At 69.9% G+C, this 18467-nt stretch carries 18 protein-coding genes and 6 pseudogenes; 12 read left to right on the forward strand and 12 right to left on the reverse strand.

What is annotated here, in order from left to right:
- Positions 1–57 precede the first annotated feature (57 nt).
- Positions 58–1104: a phosphotransferase gene (locus tag OG259_RS04210; protein ID WP_328940943.1), complete on the forward strand. Its 1047-nt coding sequence runs from the start codon at positions 58–60 to the stop codon at positions 1102–1104.
- A gap of 24 nt (positions 1105–1128) precedes the next feature.
- On the opposite strand, the gene OG259_RS04215 is transcribed toward OG259_RS04210, so the two are convergent.
- Both OG259_RS04215 and OG259_RS04220 read right to left on the reverse strand, forming a co-directional pair.
- Complete coding sequence (locus OG259_RS04215) at positions 1129–2385, reverse strand: IS701 family transposase (RefSeq protein ID WP_328940944.1); 1257 nt, start codon at positions 2383–2385, stop codon at positions 1129–1131.
- A 145-nt stretch (positions 2386–2530) separates the two neighbouring features.
- Positions 2531–3319, reverse strand: coding sequence for a class I SAM-dependent methyltransferase (locus OG259_RS04220; RefSeq protein ID WP_141292848.1), 789 nt, complete (start codon positions 3317–3319; stop codon positions 2531–2533).
- A 149-nt stretch (positions 3320–3468) separates the two neighbouring features.
- Here OG259_RS04220 and OG259_RS04225 point away from each other — a divergent pair.
- Positions 3469–3618, forward strand: a pseudogene (locus OG259_RS04225) (IS701 family transposase); the annotation flags it as partial.
- Positions 3619–3642: 24 nt separating this feature from the next.
- On the opposite strand, the gene OG259_RS04230 reads toward OG259_RS04225, so the two are convergent.
- From OG259_RS04230 to OG259_RS04265, 8 genes are all read right to left on the reverse strand, one after another.
- Entirely contained in the window at positions 3643–4674 is a 1032-nt protein-coding gene (locus OG259_RS04230) for a glycosyltransferase (RefSeq protein WP_328940945.1), read from the reverse strand.
- A 6-nt stretch (positions 4675–4680) separates the two neighbouring features.
- A complete protein-coding gene (locus tag OG259_RS04235; protein ID WP_328940946.1) occupies positions 4681–5295 on the reverse strand; it encodes a hypothetical protein in 615 nt (204 codons plus the stop codon).
- The gene (locus OG259_RS04240; RefSeq protein ID WP_328940947.1) at positions 5289–6203 is read right to left on the reverse strand and encodes a PIG-L deacetylase family protein; all 915 of its coding nucleotides are present in this window, start codon (positions 6201–6203) and stop codon (positions 5289–5291) included. The genes OG259_RS04235 and OG259_RS04240 overlap by 7 nt, the downstream gene beginning before the upstream one ends.
- Positions 6200–6931, reverse strand: coding sequence for a glycosyltransferase (locus tag OG259_RS04245; protein ID WP_328940948.1), 732 nt, complete (start codon positions 6929–6931; stop codon positions 6200–6202). The genes OG259_RS04240 and OG259_RS04245 overlap by 4 nt, the downstream gene beginning before the upstream one ends.
- Positions 6928–7812, reverse strand: a complete 885-nt coding sequence (locus OG259_RS04250; RefSeq protein ID WP_328940949.1) for an aminoglycoside phosphotransferase family protein — start codon at positions 7810–7812, stop codon at positions 6928–6930. Before OG259_RS04250 ends, OG259_RS04245 begins: the two co-directional genes overlap by 4 nt.
- Positions 7806–8960, reverse strand: a complete 1155-nt coding sequence (locus OG259_RS04255) for a glycosyltransferase (protein ID WP_328940950.1) — start codon at positions 8958–8960, stop codon at positions 7806–7808. The genes OG259_RS04250 and OG259_RS04255 overlap by 7 nt, the downstream gene beginning before the upstream one ends.
- 62 nt (positions 8961–9022) lie before the next feature.
- Positions 9023–9256 carry a hypothetical protein gene (locus tag OG259_RS04260; protein WP_328940951.1) on the reverse strand — a complete coding sequence of 78 codons (234 nt, stop codon included), beginning with the start codon at positions 9254–9256 and terminating at the stop codon, positions 9023–9025.
- Between the two features lie 130 nt (positions 9257–9386).
- Positions 9387–9914: a hypothetical protein gene (locus tag OG259_RS04265; protein ID WP_328940952.1), complete on the reverse strand. Its 528-nt coding sequence runs from the start codon at positions 9912–9914 to the stop codon at positions 9387–9389.
- 292 nt (positions 9915–10206) lie between these two features.
- Here OG259_RS04265 and OG259_RS41725 point away from each other — a divergent pair.
- Positions 10207–10377 (forward strand): annotated as a pseudogene (locus tag OG259_RS41725) (helix-turn-helix domain-containing protein); the annotation flags it as partial.
- On the opposite strand, the gene OG259_RS04270 reads toward OG259_RS41725, so the two are convergent.
- Positions 10345–10512 (reverse strand): hypothetical protein, encoded by a 168-nt coding sequence (locus OG259_RS04270; protein ID WP_328940953.1) that lies wholly within the window; start codon positions 10510–10512, stop codon positions 10345–10347. The pseudogene OG259_RS41725 and the gene OG259_RS04270 overlap by 33 nt on opposite strands.
- A gap of 48 nt (positions 10513–10560) precedes the next feature.
- On the opposite strand from OG259_RS04270, the gene OG259_RS04275 reads away from it, so the two are divergent.
- From OG259_RS04275 to OG259_RS41730, 4 genes and pseudogenes are all read left to right on the forward strand, one after another.
- Complete coding sequence (locus tag OG259_RS04275; RefSeq protein ID WP_328940954.1) at positions 10561–11634, forward strand: DNA-binding protein; 1074 nt, start codon at positions 10561–10563, stop codon at positions 11632–11634.
- Positions 11635–11663: 29 nt separating this feature from the next.
- Positions 11664–12850, forward strand: a pseudogene (locus OG259_RS04280) (dihydrofolate reductase family protein).
- A 37-nt stretch (positions 12851–12887) separates the two neighbouring features.
- A pseudogene (locus OG259_RS04285) lies at positions 12888–13699 on the forward strand (IS5 family transposase).
- 435 nt (positions 13700–14134) lie between these two features.
- Positions 14135–14670 (forward strand): annotated as a pseudogene (locus OG259_RS41730) (SPFH domain-containing protein); the annotation flags it as partial.
- 69 nt (positions 14671–14739) lie between these two features.
- On the opposite strand, the pseudogene OG259_RS41735 reads toward OG259_RS41730, so the two are convergent.
- Positions 14740–14862, reverse strand: a pseudogene (locus OG259_RS41735) (cation transporter); the annotation flags it as partial.
- Positions 14863–14960: 98 nt separating this feature from the next.
- On the opposite strand from OG259_RS41735, the gene OG259_RS04295 reads away from it, so the two are divergent.
- The 5 genes from OG259_RS04295 (at position 14961) to OG259_RS04315 (ending at position 18455) form a co-directional block, all read left to right on the forward strand.
- Positions 14961–15236: a hypothetical protein gene (locus OG259_RS04295; RefSeq protein WP_328940956.1), complete on the forward strand. Its 276-nt coding sequence runs from the start codon at positions 14961–14963 to the stop codon at positions 15234–15236.
- 106 nt (positions 15237–15342) lie between these two features.
- On the forward strand, positions 15343–16815 hold the full coding sequence (locus tag OG259_RS04300) for a bifunctional aminoglycoside phosphotransferase/ATP-binding protein (protein WP_328946987.1): 1473 nt from the start codon (positions 15343–15345) through the stop codon (positions 16813–16815).
- A 101-nt stretch (positions 16816–16916) separates the two neighbouring features.
- Positions 16917–17111: a hypothetical protein gene (locus tag OG259_RS04305; RefSeq protein WP_328940957.1), complete on the forward strand. Its 195-nt coding sequence runs from the start codon at positions 16917–16919 to the stop codon at positions 17109–17111.
- A gap of 28 nt (positions 17112–17139) precedes the next feature.
- Positions 17140–17802, forward strand: coding sequence for a CBS domain-containing protein (locus OG259_RS04310; protein WP_328940958.1), 663 nt, complete (start codon positions 17140–17142; stop codon positions 17800–17802).
- A gap of 194 nt (positions 17803–17996) precedes the next feature.
- Positions 17997–18455, forward strand: a complete 459-nt coding sequence (locus OG259_RS04315; protein ID WP_328940959.1) for a Crp/Fnr family transcriptional regulator — start codon at positions 17997–17999, stop codon at positions 18453–18455.
- Positions 18456–18467: the final 12 nt, after the last annotated feature.

Here is an 18467-nt window from a genome sequence, read left to right on the forward strand (position 1 = left end):
GCTCCATGCCGGTGATCCTTGTGCGCCCGAGCGCTCGGCTCACGTATCGTCGCCCGGGTGACCGACGCACATGTGGAGAGCAGGCTCCGGGTCTCCACCGACGATCTTGCCGAACTGATCAAGGACTTCGGCCTCGGTGAGGTCACGGAGTGGCGCCATCTGGCCGAGGGCCTGATGAACGTGAACTGGCGGCTGGACACCCTCGCGGGAGCCTTCGCGCTCAAGCGGGTCACGGACGTGCCGCTCGACCGGTTGCGACGCAACCTTGCTGTACTGCCCACCCTTGCTGAGGCCGGCGTTCCCGTGGTTGCCCCTTTGGAGACCCCCTCGGGCAGCGTCGTCGTCGAGGTGGGCGGAAGCGGGTACTGCTTGTTCCCCTGGGCTCCGGGAGCGCACGTTCGTGGCGTGGGCCTCCCCCGTGCTCAGGTGAGGCGGCTTGGCGCAGAGCTGGCCAAGCTCCACCTGGCGCTCGGGGCCGCCGCCGGCACGGAAGTCCTGCCCGCTGTCCCAGACACCGTGACCGCCGAGGTCGTCACGCTCGAAGAGGCTGCAGAGAAGGCCGACCGACTCGCTTCCGCTGCGCGGAACCGCGGTGCGGGCGAATCCTTCGACATGGTCGCGCTCGATGCCCTCGCGACGCGTCGGGTGCTGCTCACCAAGTACGCGCCTCTGCGCCCCGAGGGTAACGTCCCTGCGGGGCCGCACGGCTGGACGCATGGCGATTTCCAGTACCGGAACCTCCTGTGGTCCGGTGGCGAGCTGGCCGCGGTGCTCGACTGGGACCGGCTGGGCGTCCGCCCGTACGCGGAGGAAGTCGTCCGTACGGCGCAGGTGCAGTTCGGGGTGGAGGGCGTCTTCGACCTGGAGCGGGTGGTGGCCTTCGTAAGCGGCTATCGGTCGGTGGTCCCGCTGGAGCCGGCCGAGCTGCTCGATGCCGCCCGCCGGCTGTGGTGGAAGCGGATGACGGACTTCTGGCAGCTCGAATTCCACTACGACCGGCAGGACCACTCCTGCGACGAGTTGTTCATCGCCGACGAGGCGCTCCTTCACTGGTGGACGGAGCGGCTCGACGAGGTGGAGCGCGCGTTCGTCGGGGCTTCCTAGTACTCCAGCCGTAGATCGTGATCTTCATGGCTGGGCGGCTGCTTGCCGTCGGTAGTGGCAGTCGCGGGCGCGGGCCTGGTGTCGGCGTCGCCAGTGTGACCAGCGGAGTCGGTGCGCGAGGTCGTGGGCCCGGCTGGTCAGGGTGGTGAACAGACGTTGGATCTCGTTGCAGGTCAAGGGGATCAGGTCGTCGGGGGCGGGGTGGTCGCGGCGTTCGGCGGCTGCGGTGACGGCGAGGAAGGCGTGGGCGAGCATCGCGAGGGTGACCCAGCGGTGCCAGGAGGTCCAGCGGCAGACCTGGTGCTCGTCCAGCCCCGCCAGGCCCTTGCCAGCCTGGAAGGTCTCCTCCACCGTCCAGCGCCGTCCGGCCACCCGCACCAGGTCGGACAATGGGACGGAGTGGGGTGAGAAACAGCGATAGAAGGCGAGTTCGCCGCTTCTCCGGTTGCGGCGGACCAGCAGCCACCAGTGCCCGGGCCGGTCGGCGGGGCCGTGGATGTCGGCCTGGGCCCAGCCGTAGTACCGCTCGCCCTTGGCGCCCGCTCCGGCCGAGCGCCGCTGCCAGGCCCGTTTCGGGATCTTCGCCACGATGGCCTTGGCCGGGAACTTCCCTGCCACCGTGGTGACTTGGTGGGTGCTGGAGACTGCCAGGACGTAGCCGGTCCGGCGGTCTTCCAGCGCGGCCCGCAGGTGCGGGTTGTCGCCGTAGACCTCGTCGCCGGCGACCCAGCGGGCGGGCGTTCCCGCATCCAGGGCCCGGGTGATCATCCGAGCCGCCAGTACCGGCTTGGTCGTGAAGGTGAGGTCTTCGGGGATGCCGGCGGTCCGGCAGCGGTCGAGGTCGTCGGTCCACGAGCGCGGGACGTACAGGGCCCGGTCGATCGCGGCATGCCCGCAGGCGGCGGAGTAGACGAGGTAGACGGCGACCTGGGAGTTCTCGATCCGGCCCGCCGTGCCGGTGTACTGGCGCTGGACGCCGACCGTGGCGGTGCCCTTCTTCAGGTCGCCGGTCTCGTCGACCACCAGCACGGCTTCGTCATCGGCCAGGTGCTCGACCACGTAGGCGCGTAGGTCGTCGCGGACCGCGTCGGCGTCCCACTTCGCGCGGTGCAGCAGGTGCTGCATGCCGTCCGGGGTGGAGTCGCCCGCGTGCTCGGCCAGCGTCCAGCAGTTCTTCCTTGGCAGGTCCGCCAGCAGGCCCAGCACCAACGCCGTTGCGTGGCGGCGTGGTTCGACCCGCGCGAACCGTCCCGCGATACGGCCCGTCAGCTGGTCGAACATCGACCGCCACCGGGCAGGCACTACGCTGTGACCTGCGGCCACCGCCTGATCTTCGTTGGTCGACACAACTCACGATGATCAACGGTGGCCGCAGCCGTCTCCGCACCGGCCCCGACCAGCAAGATCACGACCTACGGCTGGAGTACTAGTCGGCCTGCAGGACGAAGAACAGGAAGCACAGGAAGCGCGGCTTGGCCGCGATGGCCTCGGGGAACATCTCGCGGGCGGCGGGATCAGGCTCCGGCTCGCTGATGACCGTAATCCGGAAACCGGCCCCGATGAAAGCCTCGATCATCGCGTGCAGCGGCCTGTTCCACCTGCTCACCAGGGCGGTATGGCCGCCAATGGTCCACTCCACGGTCCATTTGGTGGTGTCGAAGTAGTTGTGCTCGGCCTCGCGACCGGCCTCGCGGTGTATGAGGTTGATGGCAAAGGGATGGTCGACAGATGCGATCAGCCGACCGCCGGGCCTGAGTACGCGTCGCAGCTCGGCCAGCGCCGGCCCCCAGTCCTCCAGATAGTGCAGCACCAGGGACGCCGTTACATCGTCGAATGTGTCATCAGCGTAAGGAAGCGGGCTGCCCAGGTCCGCCACCTGCAGGTCCGCACCGTCGCCGAGCCGCCGCCGAGCCAGCTCCAGCATCCCGGCACTCGTGTCGAAGCCACTCACAACGGCGCCACGGTCGCGCAGCGCGGCAAACAGGGCCCCCGAGCCGCAGCCGACGTCGAGAATCCGTCGGCCGGCCACGTCTCCAGCGAGGGCCAGCATCGCGGGCCGCTCGTAGTAGGCATTGACCAGGTTGGTTTCGTTTGCGGCCGCGTACGCCTCGGCGAAGCTGTTGTAGTCGTTGGTCTTCGACGGTTCCGCACTCACTGCGGACGGCGAGACCAGCTTGGTGGAGATCGCGTGCTCTTGGCGCTCACTTGAGATCATGGTGCGGGAGACGTGTGCTGCACCAGTTCAGTTCCGGGCCGCTCCCGACGGCCCTCACATCCTTCGAGATCCAACGAGCCGTTCGTTCCCGAGTTCGTCCAGCACCGCCCTGTGCAGCCGACGCCACAGGCTGGCCTCGGTCCATACCGACCTGCACCGAGATCCAACGCCTGTTCACCACCCTGGCCAGCCGGGCCCACGACCTCGCGCACCGACTCCGCTGGTCACACTGGCGACGCCTACACCAGGCCCGCGCCCGCGACTGCCACTACCAACGGCAAGCAGCCGCCCAGCCATGAAGATCACGATCTACGGCTGGAGTACTAGATCCCCAGTTCCCGAAGCTCGGGCAGGCATGGCCGGGTGAACCGCACCGCCCGGCGCCTGGCTCGCCGACCCAGAGTTTCGTGGTTGAGGGCGCGGATTGCCCGAGCCCATACCTCGGGGCCGGCGGTGACGGGCAGGACGATCCCGGTGTCGCCGATGGCTTCAGGGATGCCGCCCCGGTCGGTGCCGATGCTCGGTACGCCGTGGAGGGCTGCCTCGACGATCACGCGCGGGAAGGCGTCTTCCACGGTGGAGGGCACCAGCAGCAGTCGATGGCTGCGGTACACGGGCGTCATGTCGTACACGCGGGGCATGTAGGTGACGTTCGGGTACGCGGCGAAGTCGGCGGCGGTGTCCCACCAGCCCTCGACGAGGGTGAAGAGCTGTTCCGGCATGAGGCGAATGAGCTGATGCAGGAGACCGGCGCCCTTGGCCGGAATTGGGTTGACCATGAGGACGGCCGCTGTGCGGGCTACGTCCACGGCCGGTCCGGGCCGTAGGAACGGCGGGTACATCACGGCGACACGGGTGTCGGCCGTGTGACGCGCGCAGGTCCGGACGAACTCCGACACTGCCAGCCCGTAGTGGGGGCGGCCGGCGAGCACGCCCAGGCCGTTGGCGGAGACGGAGTGCAGCAGGCCGGCCACCAGCGTGTGCGGCCGGGCCAGTGCGGCCAGCTCGGCCGAGCCCTCCTGGGACGTGAAGACGACGTCGGGGCGTAACCACCCCAGCAGCCAGCTCAGTTCCGGCTCCAGCCGCTCCTGCGGAAGGGAGAAGCAGTCCAGCCCCTGCCAGCGGTAGCGCAGGGATTCACCGCTCTCCTCGTACGGAACGCGCTGGGTGGTCAGGTGGGTGCGCATCGCGGAGAGCTGGTCCTCTCCGTTCCAAGGTGCCTCGTGCGAGCCGAGGTAGGTGACGTGCCAGCCGGCGGCGGCGAGCTCTTCGGCGAGGAGCTGCTGGGTGACCTCGGCGCCGCCGATGAGGAACGGGGGCGGGGTGCGGCGCCAGGCGAAGAGAGCTGTGGGCACCGGCGGTCACCTCGCCCAGAAGGCGACGAGGGCTTCCACGGCCCGGGCGACATCGTCCGGGCCCGCGTCGGCGGCCAGAACGGCCAGTTCTCGCGTCACGGGCCGCCTGGGAGTGTGGACGAAGTAGTCACGTGCATGGTGGAGGAAGCCGGGCTCGTGGAGGAAGTACTCGGACTCGGCGGCTGTGTGGCCGGCGGTCTTGCGGCGGAGGTGGAGCGTCTCGGCCGGTACGTCGAGGTAGAGGGTGTGGTCGGGACACAGAAACGGGAGTGCCTTGAGCCGGTCACGGAGCTGGTAGTGGACGCCGAATCCGAACAGGGCGTCCAGGGCGTACGCGTGGGCGAGGAGCGTGTCCACGGAGCGGTCGAGGATGACGAATCGCCTGCCGCTCGCGGCGACTTCGGCGACTCGGGCGGCCTCGATCTCCATGAACCGTTCGAAGGCGGCGAGTTGCGCAGCCGCAGAGTCGGTCCGGGCCGGAGGGATGTCATCGCGGTGGGCGATGTGCTTGACGTAGCAGTCGGAGACGAACGCTCGCGAGCCAAGGGCGGTGTGGCGTAGGTGGCGTATCGCCGTAGACTTGCCGGCGTAGGAAGGTCCCTCCAGGGCGATGGTCAGCACGTCGACTCCTCCGTCCGGTAGAAGCGTTCGGCGTAGAGCCCGGTCCCGTCGACGAGGTCGGCCGCGGTGGTGAAGGCGTGCCGGATCGGCCGGTACATCTTTCGGGCCGGGTACATCTGCGAGCCGTGCATCCGCAGGACGGTGACCTTGTCCAGGACGACGTCGGTGATGTCGACCAGCTCGGGCCGCATCGTCGCCCCCGTACGCGTTCGGAAGAGGTGCTGGTCGCAGCCGGCGAGGGCGTACGTGGCCCAGAAGGCGAGGTCCTCCCAGAACCAGGTACAGCCGACGCGGACGGCCGCCTCGTGGACGAGGAGGTGGTCGGGGTGGCGAGTGACGGCGGCGGGTGCGAGGAGTTCGGCGCCGGGGTGGGCCGCGGCGATCCGGCGGAGCTCCTCGGTGACCTGGTCGAGCAGTCCGGGGTCGTAGGGACGGTACGGGGGCTCGGCATCCTTGTGACCGAGGAGGAGCCGTCGGGCGGCGAACGGTGCGAGCGCGGCGGCGCCCTCTCGGTCCCGCAGCTCGGACACGGCGCCGACGTCGGCGTACATGGCCTCCAGGGCAGGGTGCACGCTCCGGGACCGGGTGAAGACGGTGGCCACGGTCAGCGGTCGGGGGCGCGCGAGGAAGGTGCCGGAGGCGGAGAGGGCGAAGTCGTCGTGGTGGGGTTCGATGACAAGGACTGGGCGGCCGGCGGGGGTGCGGGCCTCGATGCAGTACGGGACGCGGGTGTGGGGCGCGGTCACCTCCAGCACGCGGTGGTCGTGGGTCCGGTGGCGGGCGGCGAGTTGCTTGGTGTGCGCCTGGTGGGCGCGGTGAAGGTCGTCGGGGAAGGTGTAGATGCCGTGCCCGTCGGGAACCGGCAGGTCGGCCAGAGGCTGGGGCTGCACAGGGGTCTCCTTCGTCATCGCACGGTGCTCTCGTACCAGTGGCGCCACATGCGGGGCGACCGGAGGCGCAGGCGGGCGGTCACGGGGTTCTGCCACCAGAGCATCCGCAGGCTCGACCACTGGTCGTACCGGCGGGTGGATGGGCGTACGCGCAGCTCGTCGAGGATCGCCACGGGCCGACCGGTGCCCTGGCCGTGGGCGGTGAGGCGGGCGAAGAACTCCACGTCCTCGCTCATGAACAGGTCGTCCCGGTACCCGCCGACGTGGTGGAACGCGTCGGTGGTGCAGAACTGGTTGACACCCTGGGCTCCGCCGCGCCGGGTGCGGTAATGATCCCAGTACGCACACAGCAGGCGGGCACCGAGCCGTTCGGGCGTGTAGAGCGGCGGGATGGCGCCACCGATGGCACCGGCGTCCATGGCGGCCGCGGCGGCGCTGACGGCTTCCAGGGGCAGGGCCACGTCCGCGTCGGTGAAGAAGAGCCGGCCGCTGCGGGCGGCAGTCGCTCCGGTGTTGCGGACCCGGCCGATGTTGCGGACGGACTCGGTGACGACGCGGACGCCGAAGGAGGCGGCCATGTCGGCGGTGGCGTCGGTGCTGGCGTTGTCGACGACGATCACCTCCCCTGTGTGGCCGGTGATCTCCTCCCAGCGGGCGAGGGAGTTGAGGACGGAGGGCAGATAGCGGGGCAGGTAGGCGGCCTCGTTGAAGGCCGGGATCACCACCGACAGGGCAGGGGCGCTCATCGGTACGTCCTTTCCGGGCGGGGTAAGCGGAAGAGATGAGGGGTCCGCCGGCTCAGCTCGTCCAGGCGGCCGGCCCACCGTGTGCGATCGTCCCTAGGTGCCGAGTGCGCCCAGCAGCGCACCGTGTGGAAGACGAACCAGGCCGCCAGCTGGTGATGGTCCAGGGCGAGCGGGTAGGCGTCGGTGAGCTGGCGGGCCCGGACGGAGGCGAGGTCGCCGATCATGACCAGGGTCTGGGCCACGTCGGATTCACGGGGTCCGGCTGCGGCATCGGTGAAGTCGACGAGGTGACGGACAGCTCGGGGGCCGGCGATCACGACGTTGTCGCCGTGCAGGTCGCCGTGGCACCACACCGGGGCCGCTGCAGGGGCGTCGGCGATGGCGGCCAAGGCGGGCGCGATGCGGTCCAGGGTGCTGGGCGGGCAGCGACGGCCGAGCGAGGTGACCTGCTCGTGGAGCGGCCGGCGCGGGGCCCACATCTGGACGGGCGCCCGGTGCAGGCGGCCGAGCAGGCCGCCTAGGTCTCTCAGAGCTCGCTCGTCGCTCACCCGGCCGGAGTGCACAGCGCTGCCGAGGGTGAGCGGGCCGAGGTCGGCGGTGACGAGAGCGGTCACCTCGTGACCGGGTACATGTCCGTAGGCGAGGACGGCTGGTACGGGGACATGGGTGGCTGCGGCCCGGATCGCCGCGGCCTCGGTGATCGCGTTGCGGCGGGCGGTGGCTTCGTACAGCTTGATCACCACGCTCCGGCCGTCGGTCAGCAGCGCCCGGTGCACGACCGTCCTCGATCGTGCGGACAGGCGGTGTGCGGCGCGGACGGGAACCCCGACGAGACCGGAGGCGGCCCGCGCGACGGCCGCAGGTACGTCCCTGTTCACCATGCACCCGCCGGTTCCGCACCGATCGCGCCCAGCCGGCGGACGTGACGCAGGGTGCGCGACAGGTGCCGCCGGTACTCGGCCACGTCCTCGGTGGCAGGGCAGTCGGCCTGCCACGGCTTCTCAGGACCGACGAAGTGCACGAGGGCCGCGCTCGGGTCCGGCCTGAGAGGTCGTGTGACGACCCTGCGCACCCAGTTCCCCCGCTCAAGGAAACGGGAAGTCTCGAACCGGTTGAATCCGGCGGCGACCGGTCGCACTCGGCCGGAGTGCAGGAGCCACAGGTTCAGTGCGTCCTGGTCGTTGTGGAGGATGTGGCGACGGGCGTGGGTCAGCGCGTGCTGGACGCCCTTGCGGACTGCGGGCATGTGGCTGGTGTGTGTCCAGAGGACGCCCGCGTTGAAGTAGGGGTGGCCGCGCAGATGGGGCCAGCGCTCGGCGGCACCCGGCAGGGCCGGGCACGCCCCGACTGCCGGGTTGAACTCGTCCCTGACCGCGCCGGTCTCGTCCGGCGCCAGGAGGTCGAGCGGCTCGGTGAGATCTCCGCGCACGAGCACGTCCGCGTCCACGTAGATCAGGTAGGGCCTGCGGACGAAGCCCGGCGTGAACTCGAACCGCAAGTAGGTAGTCACGGTGATGTACGAAGCGTCCGCCATGCGGGAGGTGCGCATCGGGGCGCAGCGGCGGACGTCGAAGGAACCGAATCCGACCCGCTTGGCGAGGTTGGAGAGAAGGAGGGCTTGTGCCGGGGTGAGGTCGAGGGTGAGCACCCGCACGGCCGCGTTGCGACGGGCAGCCGGTGTGAGGCTGTCCGCCAGGCCGGCAAGGGTGGCGAGGCCGGGGAGGAGGTATTGCTGATCGATGCAGAGGCCGAACGCGTACATGGGGACGTTGCCTTTCGGGTGTGGTGCACGGGTACTCGCGCCGAAGTCGTGAACGCCGTACCGCAACCGCTCTTGGGTACCTCGCCGTTGTGCGATCTCGACCGCGGCCGGGGAGACGTCCAGCCCCAGTACGTCGTGGCCCCAGCGGAGGAGCTGTCTGCTGAAGCCGCCGATGTCGCACCCGACGTCGAGTACGGACGACCCCGCATAGAGACTGACGTGCCTGAGGAAGCGGTCGGCCTCGGCGTCGGTCACCTTGCGGTCCACGGCTCGGCCCCCGCGATACCAGCTATCCCACTGGGCGGGGCTGAGGCGGCGCGTGATCGTCTTCATTCCGAACCCTGCGGACCGTCGCAGGCACCGTCGGATGTCGTGGTCCCGGGAGCGGGCAGGTGGAAGGGTTCGGAGCCGGCGCGCCGCGCCTCGGCGGCGGAGGTGGCGAAGAGGTTGGTTCCAGCCGGGTCGGGCGGCCTCGGTGCCGCTTCCGGGATCACGAGCGTCTTGTCCCACAAGCGGTGCGGCAGGAGGCATGGGGCCCGGTCGGTGTGTCCCTCGAACGTCATGCTGGCCCTCTGATCAGGTGGAGTAATAGACGGCGATGAAGGCGGCGAACACGGTGACGACGACAAGGACTTGGGCGCTGACCTGTCTCCAGCCCCATCCCTTGGCGTCCATCCAGCGCCCCGGACGCCTTCAGGTCGGTGCAGCCGGCTCCTCAGGGATCACGAGGTGCACGAACGCCTGGTATCGCTCGCCCAGCCCCTTAATCACGGCGTGGTACTCGTCGTCGTCGGAGCTGATGTCGTGCCGGTCCATGACGATCACGCCGTCCGCGAACCCGCCTCGGATCAGTCGTTCGGCTTCCCTCCAACCAGGGCGGTCCTGGGGCGGCGTGTAGACGCCACGGCCGGCATGCGCGCCGGGCAGGCGCATCGTGACCACGGGAACAGCCACGTCGTGGAGCCTTGCTCCCAGCTCGTACCCGCGCTGCTCAGCCTCGGCCTGGAGGGTGCTCCAGTCGTCGCCCGGGTCGGCGCCCCTGCCCAGTACCAAGCTGTAGGCCAGAACCCGAAGTGGACGACCGGCGGACTGACGGTTGCGTCTCTCAGCCGCCTCGCGCCGGAACTGCAGACGGAGCCGGGCGAGCCGGTCGCTGTACGACGACGGCTCCGGCGGGATCGGCGAAGCGATCACGTCATCGACACTTCTGGTTCTTCTCATAGGTCGCCTTCCTGGGATCGCGCTCAGTCCTCGCCGAACTCACTCCGACGACTGCGGTGAAGCGTTCGAATCGACGGCCGCTCCGTGAGCACTGACGTGAATCAGGGCTGTCCCACGGGTCGTTCGGATACCGTGTGACCAGCTCGTGGCAACGATGGAATCCGAGCGGGGCCGCGGGCGGGAGCCCCTGGATGGAGCCTCGCTCGTTGGCTCCGCAGGCCCCTTTCGACGAGAGCCGGTGCAGCCGGCTGCGACCATGGGGCGAGCCGACGTTGACGGTGAGGGGGAGCGCATGGGGCAGCAGCCGAACCAGCTGACTCCGGATGCCGGCCCGTGGCATCGCTGGGGTTACGAACTCCGCCAGTTCCGCGAGGCTCGTGGGTTGTCACAACAGGCGCTCGCGCACCGGGCCTTGATCGACCGCTCGCATCTAGGGCGCTTCGAGCGTGCTGAGCGTCCCGTCCCCCGGCACGTAGCCGTCGTCCTCGACGAGGTGCTCGACGCCGCCGGCGCCCTGGTTCGGTGCTGGGACGAGGCGGAGCGCATGGCTCCCCAGGACGACTCCGGTGTCGTGTCCAGGGCCAGGACGACTGATCATGGGGCCAAAACACGGGACTATGGGGCCAGTGCCCCGGGAACACTGGCCGTGAGCGAGTTCGGGCAGGCAGGCTCTGGCGGAGACGACGAAGACACGGTCGTCGTCCCCGCCCGCATCCACGGAAGGATCCTCTTCGTGCCCGTGCCCCGCCGTGTTGTTCTCGCCTCCGGGCTCGCCGGCCTGGCTGCGACGGCCGTCCCGGCCACGACGGCAACGGCTGCCACCGAACTCGCCGACTTGGGATCCCCCTTCGAGCACTTCGCGCAGCTCCGCCGGGTGATGATCCAGGCAGACAACCTGATCGGCCCCCGGCACGTGCTGCCCGCGCTCCAGCAGCACCTCGTCTCCCTGGCCGTTAGGCGCCGAGCGGCCCGTGGCGCCGACGCCGTCGCATTCCTCGCCCTGGAGACGCGATACGAGGAACTGGCGGGCTGGTTCGCCCAGGACATAGGCGATGAGCGCGCCGCCCGCGGCCATACCGCGAAGGCACTCGACGCCTCCCACATCGCCGGAGACTCCGACCTCACCGCGTACATCCTCGGGCGCAAGGCACAGCTCGCGGTCGACACCGGACATCCCTCCGACGCCCTCGGCCTCGCCACCGCTGCCCGGCGCACCGCCCGGGCCGGAAGTCGTCTCGAAGTGATCGCCATCCTGCACGAGGCCCATGCCCACGCCGTGCTGGGTGAAGGCGACGAAGCCCGCAGGGCCTACGACTCCGCACTCACCCTCCTCGGTAGCGCGGACACCGACGGCGTTTGGGGCTCCTGGCTCGACACCGCCTATGTCAACACCGCCCGCGCACGCTCCCTCGCCGCACTCGGCGAATACGAGCAGGCCGCAGCCGGCTTCGACAGCGCCATCGCGGCGCTTCCCCCCTCCTATCGCCGGGATCGCGGTGTCTACCTCGCCCGCGCAGCACGTGCCCATGCGGGCACAGGCAATATGCCCCTGGCTGCCCGTATCGGCGCGCAGGCCGTGGGGATTGCCGCCGAGACCGGGTCCGCACGGATCATCGGCCAGCTCGACCGGCTCGACCGGATGCTCGCCCCCGCAGCTGCGGAGGACGGCGTCGCGGAGTTCCGCGCCGCGCTCGATCGCATCGTCCTGCATCCCGCCTGACCCAACCGCACACACCCTCTGGAGATCGCGTGCCCCGCCCGTACGTACTGCTGTCCGCAGCCGTGTCGCTCGACGGCCACCTCGACACCCGTCCGGGCGAGGACCGGCTCCTGCTGTCCAACAAGGAGGACTTCGACCGCGTCGACTCCGTACGGGCAAGCGCCGACGCGATCCTCGTCGGCGCCGGGACACTCCGTGCCGACAACCCCCGCCTCCTCGTCAACTCGGCAGAGCACAGGACGGCACGGATCGCAGCAGGCAAGCCGGAGTACCCGCTCAAGGTCACCATCACCGGCACCGGTGATCTCGACCCCGACTGGAAGTTCTGGCACCACGGCGGGGACAAGCTCGTCCTGGCCGTCGGCGACGCAGCCGCCGCGAAGGCCCGCGCCAACCTCGGCGACCTGGCAACCGTACAGAGCGTCCCCGTCGAGGCCGTGTGGCCGACCGCGCTCGACCTCCTCGGCGACGAGTACGCCGTCGAACGGCTCATGGTCGAAGGCGGCGGCACCATCCACACGCAGCTCCTGGAGGCAGAGCTCGCCGACGAGCTGCAGCTCGTCATCGCCCCGCTTCTGGTCGGCCAGCCCGATGCGGTACGGATGCTCAGTCCGGCGCACTACCCCGGCGGCCCCGCAGCCCGTCTCCGCCTCCTCGAGACCCGCCAGATCGGCGATGTGGTACTCCTGAGGTACGCCCCCAAGGACACCTCGACGGAGCCCCGATGAGCACCACCCCCTCCCCCACTGCCCCAGGCACCGGCCACGAGCCCAACACCGCGGACCGGAACTGGATCACCCTCGCCTGCAGGCTGGCCGCCCTCTGCCCACCCTCGACGACCGCCTTCAGCGTGGGAGCCGTCATCGTCGCGGCCGATGGGAGCGAACTCGCCCGCGGATACTCCCGCGAGAACGACCCCCACGACCACGCTGAGGAAGGCGCCCTCGCCAAGCTCCCCATCGGGGACCCCCGGCTCGCCACCGCCACGATCTACAGCTCCCTGGAGCCCTGCGCCAAACGAGCCTCCCGCCCCCGCCCCTGCACCCGGCTCATCCAGGACGCCGGCCTCCGCCGCGTCGTCACCGCCTGGACCGAACCCGACACCTTCGTCGCCGACGCCAACGGCACCGGGATCCTCGAAGACGCCGGCGTCACGGTCGTCGTACTGCCCGAATACGGGAGTGTCGCGCAGGCACCCAACCTGCACCTGCTCTAGGGGGTGTCTTGCCGATCATCGGATCGTTGGTCCGGTCGTGAGGGATGGGGAGATTTCTGACGCTGCGTGGGCGGTGATCGAACCACTGCTGCCGCCCGTCGGTCGGGCTCGTGGCCGGTGGCGGGACCACCGCCAGGTCCTCGAGGGCATCGTGTTCAAGTTCCGCACCGGGCTGCCCTGGAGGGACCTGCCCGAGCGGTTCGGCCCCTGGCAGACCGTCCACGGACGGTTCGCCCGCTGGGCCGTCGACGGCACCTTCGACCGCCTCCTTGCCGCGGCCCAGTCCCGGGCGGAGGTGGACTGGCTGGTCGCGATCGATTCCACGATCGTGCGGGCCCACCAGCACACGGCCGCCAAAGGGGGCTCGAAGAACGCGGGCTCGGACGCTCCCGCGGCGGGCTGACCAGCAAGATCCACCTGGCCTGCGACGGCCGAGGCCGGCCTTTGGCCTTCCTGGTCACCGCGGGCAACCGCAACGACTGCACTCAGGCCGAGGCCGTCATCGGTCTCATTCGCGTGCCCCGGCCGGGTCCGGGCAGACCCAGGACCCGGCCCGACCGCGTGGTCGGCGACAAGGGATACTCGGCCCGCACCTTCCGCGCCTATCTCCGCCGGCGCGGGATCAAGGCCACGATTCCCGAGCGCGTCGACCAGCTCGCGGGACGCAAACGGCGTCGTGAACGGCCCTGCGGATTCGACAAGAGCGCCTACCGGCGCCGCAACGTCGTCGAACGCTGCTTCCACCGCCTCAAGCAATGGCGCGGCATCGCCACCCGTTACGACAAGCGTCCCGACCGCTACCTCGCTGCCGTCACCCTCGCCAGCACCCTCATCTGGCTCGACACATGATCGACAAGACGCTCCCTAGGGCCGGATCGGGCAACGTTTGCCCTGTTGTGATGTGATGCGCCGTCCGGGTGCTGTGCCTAGCGGCTGTGACTGGGCGCCGAACTTGGCCCGTCTGGCCAGGAACGGCGCTCAGATCATCGGCAGCTCAAGCAGGGGGTGGTGGTGAGTTGCTCGTAACAGCGCCACATCGTCCCCGCCAAGGATCAAAGCACCGAGGAGGTTGCGGAGATCCTCACCAAGGTCGCGGCGGCTCAGCACTCAAGGTGTACTCCAACTGTCAGAGGCCGCCTATGTGGCGGCCAGCTTGGTGATCAAACGCTGCCCAAACCCAGCCCTGGGGGCCGCCCCGTCTGATGCAGACGGGGCGGGACGAGTTACGGGAGGCGGCCGGCACGGTCGTGTCTACTTCGGGTCGCGGTTGAACTGTGCCGTCGACCGACGCAGGAGGGCATCACCCGGACAACGTCTCGGTCAAGGTCGACGCGGTCGTCTACTTCCGGGTCGTCGATCCGGCACAGGCCACGATCGAGGTACAGGACTACGTCTTCGCCGTCGGCCAGGTCGCGCAGTCCTCCCTCCGCTCGATCATCGGCAAGAGCGACTTGGACGACCTTCTCTCCGACCGCGAACGGCTTCACGAGGGCCTCGCGTTGATGATCGACAGCCCGGCGGCCGGCTGGGGCGTCCACATCGACCGGGTCGAGATCAAGGACGTACAGCTGCCGGAGTCACTCAAGCGATCGATGTCCCGGCAGGCCGAGGCGGAGCGCGAGCGGCGGGCCCGAGTGATCACCGCGGACGGTGAGTTCCAGGCCGCTCAGCAGCTGGCGAACGCGTCGCGGATCATGGCCGACACCCCGGAGGCCATGCAACTGCGCCTGCTGCAGACAGTCGTCGAGGTCGCCGCGGAGAAGAACTCCACGCTCGTCATGCCCTTCCCGGTGGAACTTCTCCGCTACTTCGACCGCGCCGCCCGCCAGTTCGTCAAGGAGGACGCACCGGAGAAGCACGTGGAGCCCGGCGAGCCAGGCGCCGGGCCGTTCGCGTCCGGCGCGGCGCGGGGCGGCGGACAGGAACGGCATCAGGGCCAGGGCGACGGCTGCGAGGACGATGCCGACCGTGGAGTGCCCGGCCTCGCCTGCCCGGACAAGGGCCCGCACGGCAGCGCCCGGGACCAGGCCCACCCCGCTTCCGAGCCGGGTCTCCACGCCGCCCGCATGCGCGGCACGACGATGTGCGGTACTCCTCGGGGGTGAGGGACGTGAGCGTCGGCCGTGGGCTGCCGATGTCCACCCGTCCGTCCATCCCGGAGTCGTACGAGACGGAAGCAGTCGCCATGGAGCCATTCGTCACGGTCGGCCTCGACGGCTCACCCGAAAGCATGGCCGCCGCTCGCCGGTCCCCCGACCAGGAGCTCCACCCGGGCCTCGTGATCGCCGGCAACCCGGTTGCCGACGACACCCGGCACGCCCCGCTCAAGGCGGCCTCGGAGTTCGCGCCGACAGTGCTCGGTTCATTCAGCCGTCCCCATGGCTGAGTCGAACCGCCTCGGGGAGGCGATCACGTCAGCGCGTCAGGACGACGCGTCCGTGCTACGGACCGCCGCCTCCGGCACCGGCGCCGGCTCGCTTCCGCGGGCGGAGGTGTACGAGACCCACACCGCGGTGGTGTTCTTCGTCGGCGAGCGGGCCTACAAGCTCAAGAAGCCGGTGGACCTGACGTTCCTGGACTACACCACCGTTGAGGCGCGGCGGGTGGCGTGCGAGCGGGAGGTCGCTCCCAACCGTCGCTTCGCCCCCGACGTCTACCTGGGCGTGGGCGAGTTGAGTGTCCCGCACGCGGCATCACCCGAACCTCTCGTGGTGATGCGCCGCATGCCGGCGGAGCGCCGCCTGGCCCGGCTCGTACGGGAGGGTGCTGTTGTCGAGGATGCGCTGCGGGCCGTCGCCCGGCTGCTCGCCACGCACCACGCGAAGGCGGTCCGCACTCCGGACGTGGACGCGCAGGGCACGCGGGACGCATTGTCCTCCCGCTGGGAGGCGAGCTTCGCACAGGTCCGAGCGCTCGATGCGGATGGCCACGCGCCCGAGGGCGTGGAGGAGATCGAGGAACTGGTCCGCCGCTACCTCGCCGGCCGCGAGTCGTTGTTCGACATGCGCATCGAAGAGGGCCGGATCGTCGACGGACACGGCGACCTACTCGCCGACGACATCTTCTGCCTCGACGACGGCCCCCGGGTGCTGGACTGCCTGGAGTTCGACGACCACCTCCGCTACCTCGACGCCCTCGACGACGCCGCCTTCCTCGCCATGGACCTCGAACAGCTCGACGCACCAGAAGCCGCGGCATTCTTCCTCGCCCGCTACAGCGAGTACTCCGGGGACCCCTCACCCCCCTCACTGCACCACCACTACGTCGCCTACCGCGCCTTCGTCCGCGCCAAGGTGGCCTTGATCCAAGCAGGCCAAGGCGCGCCCGGTGCCGCCCCAGCCGCACAGCACCTCATCACGACGACTCTGCGTCACCTGCGGGCCTCCGTCATCAGCCTCACGCTCGTGGGAGGGCTCCCCGGCAGCGGCAAATCCACGCTCTCCGGCGCGCTGGCCGACCGCTTGGGCGTCACCCTGCTCAGCAGCGACCGTCTCCGCAAGGAACTCGCGGGCATCCCTGTCGACCGGCCCGCTCCCGCTCCGTACGGCGAGGGCCTCTACACACCCGAATGGAGCGACCACACCTACGCGGCCCTGCTCGAGCGCGCATCCACCCTGCTGTCCCGTGGCGAATCCGTCGTCCTGGACGCCAGCTGGTCGGACGGGAGGCAGCGCGAAGCCGCCCGGCTCGTGGCCGAACGAACGAGCGCCGACCTCGTAGCCCTGCACTGCCAGGTCCCGTACGACACGACGGCAGCCCGCCTCGGCACACGGGCCGCCGGACCGTCAGACGCCGAGCTCGGCGTAGCCACCGCCATGGCCGAGCGGGAGCCGCCCTGGGCAGAGGCTGTCGCGATCGACACGAGCGGTCCCCTGGAGGCCGCTGTCGCCCAAGCGCTGTCGGCGGTACGCCCTTTCGGCTCCAGCCCCTTGGTCTTCCGGCGGCCTTACATGACGGCGGACTAGGACGACGCGGATGCGGCCGTCCACGACCAGGCCCACGCCACGACTCACCCATCGCCCGGGAACATCCCCCGTCCCCCACCCCCGAAGGAAGGCGAACCCTGATGACCGAGAACATCGCCCCGAACGATCATGAGAAGCTGCGTACCGTGGAGGCCCAAGTGCAGGTCCTGGCGCAGGCCGTCAGAGCTCTGGCCGCAGGGCTGGAGGAGATCCCCTCGGAGGACACCGACAGGGAGAAGCAGGCGGCTCGCGGAGCCCGGCTGGGGCACGAACTCCTGCTGTCCCAGGGATTGTAGGAGCCGGCCGATGACGGTATCCGAGGCGATGAGCCATCCGGCGGTGTCCGTACCGACAGGAACACCGCTGCGTCATGTGGCCCGTGAGATGGCCGAGTACGGAGTCGGCTCCGTACTGGTGACCGAGGGCGGGACCCTCCGCGGCATCGTCACCGACCGCGACCTCGCGCTGGGTGCCGTCGCCGGGGGCCTGGACGCGAACGACGCGGTGGATTCGCTGATGACCTCGCCCGTCGTCACCGTAAGCGTCACGGACGACATCCACGCGGCCTACCGGACCTTCCGAGGATCCGGGTTCCGGCGTCTGCCCGTACTCGACGGTCAGCGGGTCGTGGGCATGCTGACCGTCGACGACATGCTCATCGACGTGTTCCAGCGGCGGCCGACCTGTTGGGCCCGGTCGCCTGGAGCATCCTCGAGGAACCCCCCGGGCCGCCCTCCGCGGGCAGCCGTTCACGCGGGGCATGACAGCGGGCGCCCAGCGGCCGGACCAAGCGGCCGTCGACCATGCACCGGCCGGCCCGTGCAGGACGGCAGACACCACCCGATGCGGCTGCTGCGCGGCACCGAATTGAGCACCGGCCGCGATCTGAGACTGACCCAGCATGTTCATCGACGCCTTCGACCGCTGCGTGACCTTGGAGCACTCCCCCACACGTCAACGTTGTCGGCCACGCCACCACCCGACTGATCGACAAGCGCCCGGGCATCGGCGCCGGCCTCGACGACCGCGCCACCCGAGTGCGTCGGCTTCGGTGTACGGCATCAGATCGACAGCCGCAGAAGCTCCCACGCCACGAGGTACGAAGAGGGGGCCATCCGGCCCTCCCTCTCCCCGTGAAGTGGAGCGGAAACTGGATGCGGACACCGACGAGGAGGTCCCCGATGAGCTCTCTTCCTTCCCCTCGGCTCACGACAGCTCTGTCCGCCGACCAACAAGAACGGCTGATGGCATGCGGCCGCCCGGTGGACCTCCCTGAAGGCACCCGGCTGTTCGAGGAGGGCGATCCCGCCCGGCGCTTCTGGATCCTTCGGACGGGCACGGTCACCTTGGACTTCGCCGTGCCTGGCACACAGCCGGCGGTGATCGACACCGTGAATGCGGGTGAGCTGCTCGGATGGTCGTGGCTGTTCGCCCCGTATCGCTGGCACTTCGGGGCGGAGGCCATGACGCGTGTGCGGGCGTACGAGTTCGATGCACTGACCGTGCGCATGATGATGGACGCCGACCCTGCTCTCGGCTCCGCCCTCGGGCATCTCGTCGGGCAGACGCTCGCTCGTCGCCTCGTCTCCGCCCGAGTACGACTGCTCGATCTGTACGCCCCGCACGGCAGCGGCCTGTAGACCCTCGCCCAC

Source organism: Streptomyces sp. NBC_00250, from assembly GCF_036192275.1.
Taxonomy (GTDB): domain Bacteria; phylum Actinomycetota; class Actinomycetes; order Streptomycetales; family Streptomycetaceae; genus Streptomyces.

What these genes read in the sequence shown, in the direction of transcription:
- OG259_RS04215 (WP_328940944.1), bottom strand. Translation starts at nt 2,385, where the DNA reads ATGTTCGACCAGCTGACGGGCCGTATCGCGGGACGGTTCGCGCGGGTC.
- OG259_RS04220 (WP_141292848.1), bottom strand. Translation starts at nt 3,319, where the DNA reads ATGATCTCAAGTGAGCGCCAAGAGCACGCGATCTCCACCAAGCTGGTC.
- OG259_RS04240 (WP_328940947.1), bottom strand. Translation starts at nt 6,203, where the DNA reads ATGACGAAGGAGACCCCTGTGCAGCCCCAGCCTCTGGCCGACCTGCCG.
- OG259_RS04245 (WP_328940948.1), bottom strand. Translation starts at nt 6,931, where the DNA reads ATGAGCGCCCCTGCCCTGTCGGTGGTGATCCCGGCCTTCAACGAGGCC.
- OG259_RS04250 (WP_328940949.1), bottom strand. Translation starts at nt 7,812, where the DNA reads ATGGTGAACAGGGACGTACCTGCGGCCGTCGCGCGGGCCGCCTCCGGT.
- OG259_RS04260 (WP_328940951.1), bottom strand. Translation starts at nt 9,256, where the DNA reads ATGACGTTCGAGGGACACACCGACCGGGCCCCATGCCTCCTGCCGCAC.
- OG259_RS04265 (WP_328940952.1), bottom strand. Translation starts at nt 9,914, where the DNA reads ATGAGAAGAACCAGAAGTGTCGATGACGTGATCGCTTCGCCGATCCCG.
- OG259_RS04270 (WP_328940953.1), bottom strand. Translation starts at nt 10,512, where the DNA reads ATGATCAGTCGTCCTGGCCCTGGACACGACACCGGAGTCGTCCTGGGG.
- OG259_RS04305 (WP_328940957.1), top strand. Translation starts at nt 16,917, where the DNA reads ATGACCGAGAACATCGCCCCGAACGATCATGAGAAGCTGCGTACCGTG.
- OG259_RS04310 (WP_328940958.1), top strand. Translation starts at nt 17,140, where the DNA reads ATGAGCCATCCGGCGGTGTCCGTACCGACAGGAACACCGCTGCGTCAT.
- OG259_RS04315 (WP_328940959.1), top strand. Translation starts at nt 17,997, where the DNA reads ATGAGCTCTCTTCCTTCCCCTCGGCTCACGACAGCTCTGTCCGCCGAC.